General features: G+C 73.2%; 5 protein-coding genes. All 5 read left to right on the plus strand.

Annotated features, from left to right (window positions below):
- Nucleotides 1-298 (plus strand): iron chelate uptake ABC transporter family permease subunit (locus CCN42_RS31095; RefSeq protein ID WP_143662065.1); only part of this gene is annotated, 298 nt, incomplete at its 5' end.
- On the plus strand, nt 298-1,101 hold the full coding sequence (locus tag CCN42_RS31100; protein ID WP_086740620.1) for an ABC transporter ATP-binding protein: 804 nt from the start codon (nt 298-300) through the stop codon (nt 1,099-1,101). The genes CCN42_RS31095 and CCN42_RS31100, both read left to right, overlap by 1 nt.
- Nucleotides 1,079-2,107, plus strand: a complete 1,029-nt coding sequence (locus tag CCN42_RS31105; RefSeq protein ID WP_086740621.1) for an ABC transporter substrate-binding protein — start codon at nt 1,079-1,081, stop codon at nt 2,105-2,107. The genes CCN42_RS31100 and CCN42_RS31105 overlap by 23 nt, the downstream gene beginning before the upstream one ends.
- Nucleotides 2,108-2,160: 53 nt before the next feature.
- The gene (locus CCN42_RS31110) at nt 2,161-2,640 is read left to right on the plus strand and encodes a cupin domain-containing protein (protein WP_086740623.1); all 480 of its coding nucleotides are present in this window, start codon (nt 2,161-2,163) and stop codon (nt 2,638-2,640) included.
- A gap of 175 nt (nt 2,641-2,815) precedes the next feature.
- The coding region (locus CCN42_RS31115) for an alpha/beta fold hydrolase (protein WP_086740625.1) at nt 2,816-3,874 on the plus strand (1,059 nt) is incomplete at its 3' end.

Raw genomic sequence — 3,874 nt, forward strand, 5'->3', positions numbered from 1 at the left:
GACGACGGTCCCGGTCACCGCCGCGGTGACCGGGACCGTCGTCGCGGTCAGCGGGGCGATCGGGTTCGTCGGGCTGATGGTGCCGCATGTCGTGCGGATGCTGACCGGCGCCGATCACCGGCGGGTGCTGGCCGTCGCCCCGCTCGCCGGCGCCGTGCTGCTGGTGTGGGCGGATCTGCTGTCCCGGCTGCTGTTCGCGCCGGTGGAGCTGCCGGTCGGGGTGATCACGGCGGTGGTCGGGGTGCCGGCGTTCCTGCTGCTGATGCGGCGCGGCGGCTACGCGTTCGGGGGGCGCTGATGCGGCTCGACGTGGAGGACGTGTCCGTCCGGACCGCCGACGGGGCGCGGCTGCTGGAGGACGTCCGGCTTGCGGCGGACTCCGGGGCGTTCGTGGGGCTGGTCGGGCCCAACGGCAGCGGCAAGTCGACGCTGCTGCGGTGCGTGTACCGGGCGCTGCGGCCGGCGGGCGGCGTGGTGCGGCTGGGCGGCGACGACGTGCACGCCATGGATCCGCGGGCCGCGGCCCGGCGGCTGGCCGCGCTGCCGCAGGAGTCGTCGGCCGAGTTCGACTTCAGCGTGGCCGAGGTGGTCGCCATGGGCCGCATGCCGCACACGGGACGCACGGCGGCGGACGACCGCGCGGTCTGTGCGGCGGCGATGGAACGCACGGGTGTCGCGCACCTCGCCGGCCGCGGGTTCCCGGCGCTGTCGGGCGGCGAGCGCCAGCGGGTGCTGATCGCCCGGGCGCTGGCCCAGCAGCCCAGGGTGCTGGTGCTGGACGAGCCCACCAACCACCTGGACATCGCGCACCAGCTGGAGGTGCTGTCGCTGGTCCGGGACAGCGGCCTGACCGTGCTGGCCGCGCTGCACGACCTCAATCTGGCCGCCGCGTACTGCGATGTGCTGTACGTGGTGGCCGCGGGGCGGATCGTCGCGTCCGGCCCGCCGCACGACGTGCTGCACCCCGGCCTGCTGGCCGAGGTGTTCGGCGTACGCGCCCACCCCGTACGGCATCCGGAGACCGGTGCCGTGCGCCTGCTGTTCGACCTGCTGCCCCCACCACCTGAGGAACCGCCCCATGAGGAACCGTCCCCGGCGTAGGCCCCTCGTCGCCGCCGCCCTCTGTCTCGCCGCCCTCGCCCCCGGGTGCGGCGCTCGGGTCGAGAAGCCGTCCGCGCGGGCGGACCGGCCGGTCACGCTCACCAACTGCGGCGAGCGGGTGACGTACGACAAGGTCCCGGAGCGGGTCGTCACCAACGATGTCGGCATCACCGAGCTGATGTTCGCGCTCGGCCTGGAGGACCGGATGGCCGGGTTCGCCATGCCCGACGACAAGGGGGACCTGCGCCGGGTGCCGTGGAAGGGCGGTTACGACGAGGTGCCGTGGCTGTCGAAGGACCAGCTGACCGCGGAGACCGTGCTGGACGCCCGCGCGGACCTGGTGTTCGCCGGATGGAACTACGGCTTCCGGGAGGACGCCGGGTTCACCCCGGACGCGCTGCGCGAGCTCGGCATCGCGTCGTACGTCCTCACCGAGTCGTGCCGCAACGGCCGTACCGACACCGCGCGCGGCATCATGCCGCCCCTGGACGCGCTGTACACCGACCTCACCAACCTGGGAAAGCTGTTCGGCGTCGAGGAACGGGCCGCCGCCCTGGTCGCCGGCTTCCGGCGGCAGATCGCCGACGTGCGCGCGAAGGCACCCGCGCGGGCGCCGAAGGTGTTCCTCTACGACAGCGGCGAGGACCAGCCCTTCACCTCCGGCCGCTACGCCGCCCCCGACCAGATCATCAGCGCGGCGGGCGGGGTGAACCTCCTGCACGACGTGGCCGACTCGTGGACGACCACCGGCTGGGAGACGGTCGTGGAACGCGACCCCGACGTCATCGTGATCTGCGACTACGGAGACGTGAGCGCCGAGCGGAAGCAGGACTTCCTGCTCTCCTACGCACCACTGCGGGACGTCTCCGCGATCAGGCACCGGCGGATCTTCGTCCTCGACTACGCCGATCTGGTGGAGAGCCCGCGCAATCCGTCGGCGATCGCACGGCTGGGCACGTATCTGCGGGCGGTCGATGACGGGAGGGCCGGCGGTCAGCGATCATGACCGGGTGACGCGCGGTCGCGCCGGCCGCGCGGACAGCGACCCAGGGGGCCTGCATGTCGTATCCAGAGCCGCGTTACCTCGGCGAGAACGGTGAGATCAGCGCCGTGTTCCGGGACGCCGGCACACCGCCGGACGTCGTGTCGCCCGGCGGCACCACGACCCACTACCTGGCGAGCCACGCCACGACGGGCGGTGAGTTCGGGCTCTACAAGGTGGACATGGGGCCGAAGGCACCGGGCGCCCGGACGCACTTCCACCGGTCGATCTCCGAGTCGTTCTACGTCCTGTCGGGCGAGGTCGCGCTGTACGACGGCGAGCGGTGGGTCACCGGACGCCAGGGCGACTTCCTGTACGTACCGCCCGGCGGACTGCACGCCTTCAGGAACGACACCGACGAACCGCTGTCCATGCTGATGCTGTTCACGCCGGGCGCGCCGCGCGAGGAGTACTTCGAGCGGGTCGCGGAGTTCGCGGCGCGCGGAGGTGAGGAACTGCGGGAGTTCCAGGTGCGGCACGACAGTTTCTTCCTGTGAGCCGGTGAGCCGGGGACTCGGTGGGCCGGGGACTCGGTGGGCCGGGGACTTGATGGAACCCTGAGCCGGTGCTGTCTCAGGGGTGACCCTGAGACGGAAGACCGGGGTGAACCCCCGGCTCTTCGGGGGAGTTGCCCGGATGCGGGGCGGGCGGGGACCGGCGAGGCTCGTGGGCATGAAGAAGACCACGCGCACCGCCGGCCTCGTCGCCGCCTCCGCCGCCCTGCTGTTCTCCGGGCTCGCCGTCCCGTCCGCCGCATCCGCCGCCGCACCCTCCCTCGACTGGGGCGCGTGCGTCGGAGGCGCTGCCGCTCCCGACCCGCGGCAGCGGTGCGCCACCGTCGAAGTGCCGATGGACTACTCCGACCCGGGCGCCGGGACCGTCGACCTGGTCGTCTCCCGCATCCCGAGCGAGAACCCCGCGGAGCGGCGGGGCGTCTTACTGCTCATTCCGGGCGGCCCCGGGAACTCAAGTCTCAACGACCCCTCGGGCCGGGGACAGAAACTGCCGCAGGACGTGCAGGACGCCTACGACCTGATCGGATTCGCGCCGCGCGGACTGGCCCCGTCCACGGCGGTGAGCTGCGGACTCGCGTACGAGGACCTGGCCGTCACCCGGGTCGCCCGCCCCTATCCGGCGCCGGACGGCTCCGTCGACGCGGCCATGGCCGCCGCGCGGCGCATGTCGGAGGCCTGCGCACGCAACGGCGGGGAGCTGATCCGGCACATCAGCACCGCCAACGAGGCCCGCGACCTGGACCGCGTCCGGGCCGCGCTGGGCGAGCGGAAGGTGTCCGCGTGGGGCGTGTCGTACGGCACGTACGCAGGCGCCGTCTACAGCCGGATGTTCCCGCACCGCACCGACCGGATCGTGCTCGACAGCAACGACGACCCGGACCCCCGACGGGTCGGCCGCGCCTGGATCGCGGCGCACGAGCGGGGTGTGGAGGACACCTTCCCGGAGTTCGCCGCCTGGGCGTCCGCACCGGACTCCCCGGTGCGGCTCGCCGGCACGCCCGCCGGGGTGCGCGCGCTCTTCCTGCGGCTCGCGGACCGCCTCGACCGGGAGCCGATCCCGTGGCCGAACGCCAACCCGGCCGAGCTGAACGGCAACGTGCTGCGCCAGTCCATGCTGCAGACGATGTACGACCCGGACGGCTTCGAGCGGCTGGCCCGGCTGATCGACGGCGCCCTTGACGGACGGGTCCCGCCCGTGACGGCGCCGTCACCGCAG

The organism is Streptomyces glaucescens (genome assembly GCF_002154375.1).
In the GTDB taxonomy this organism is placed as follows: domain Bacteria; phylum Actinomycetota; class Actinomycetes; order Streptomycetales; family Streptomycetaceae; genus Streptomyces; species Streptomyces glaucescens.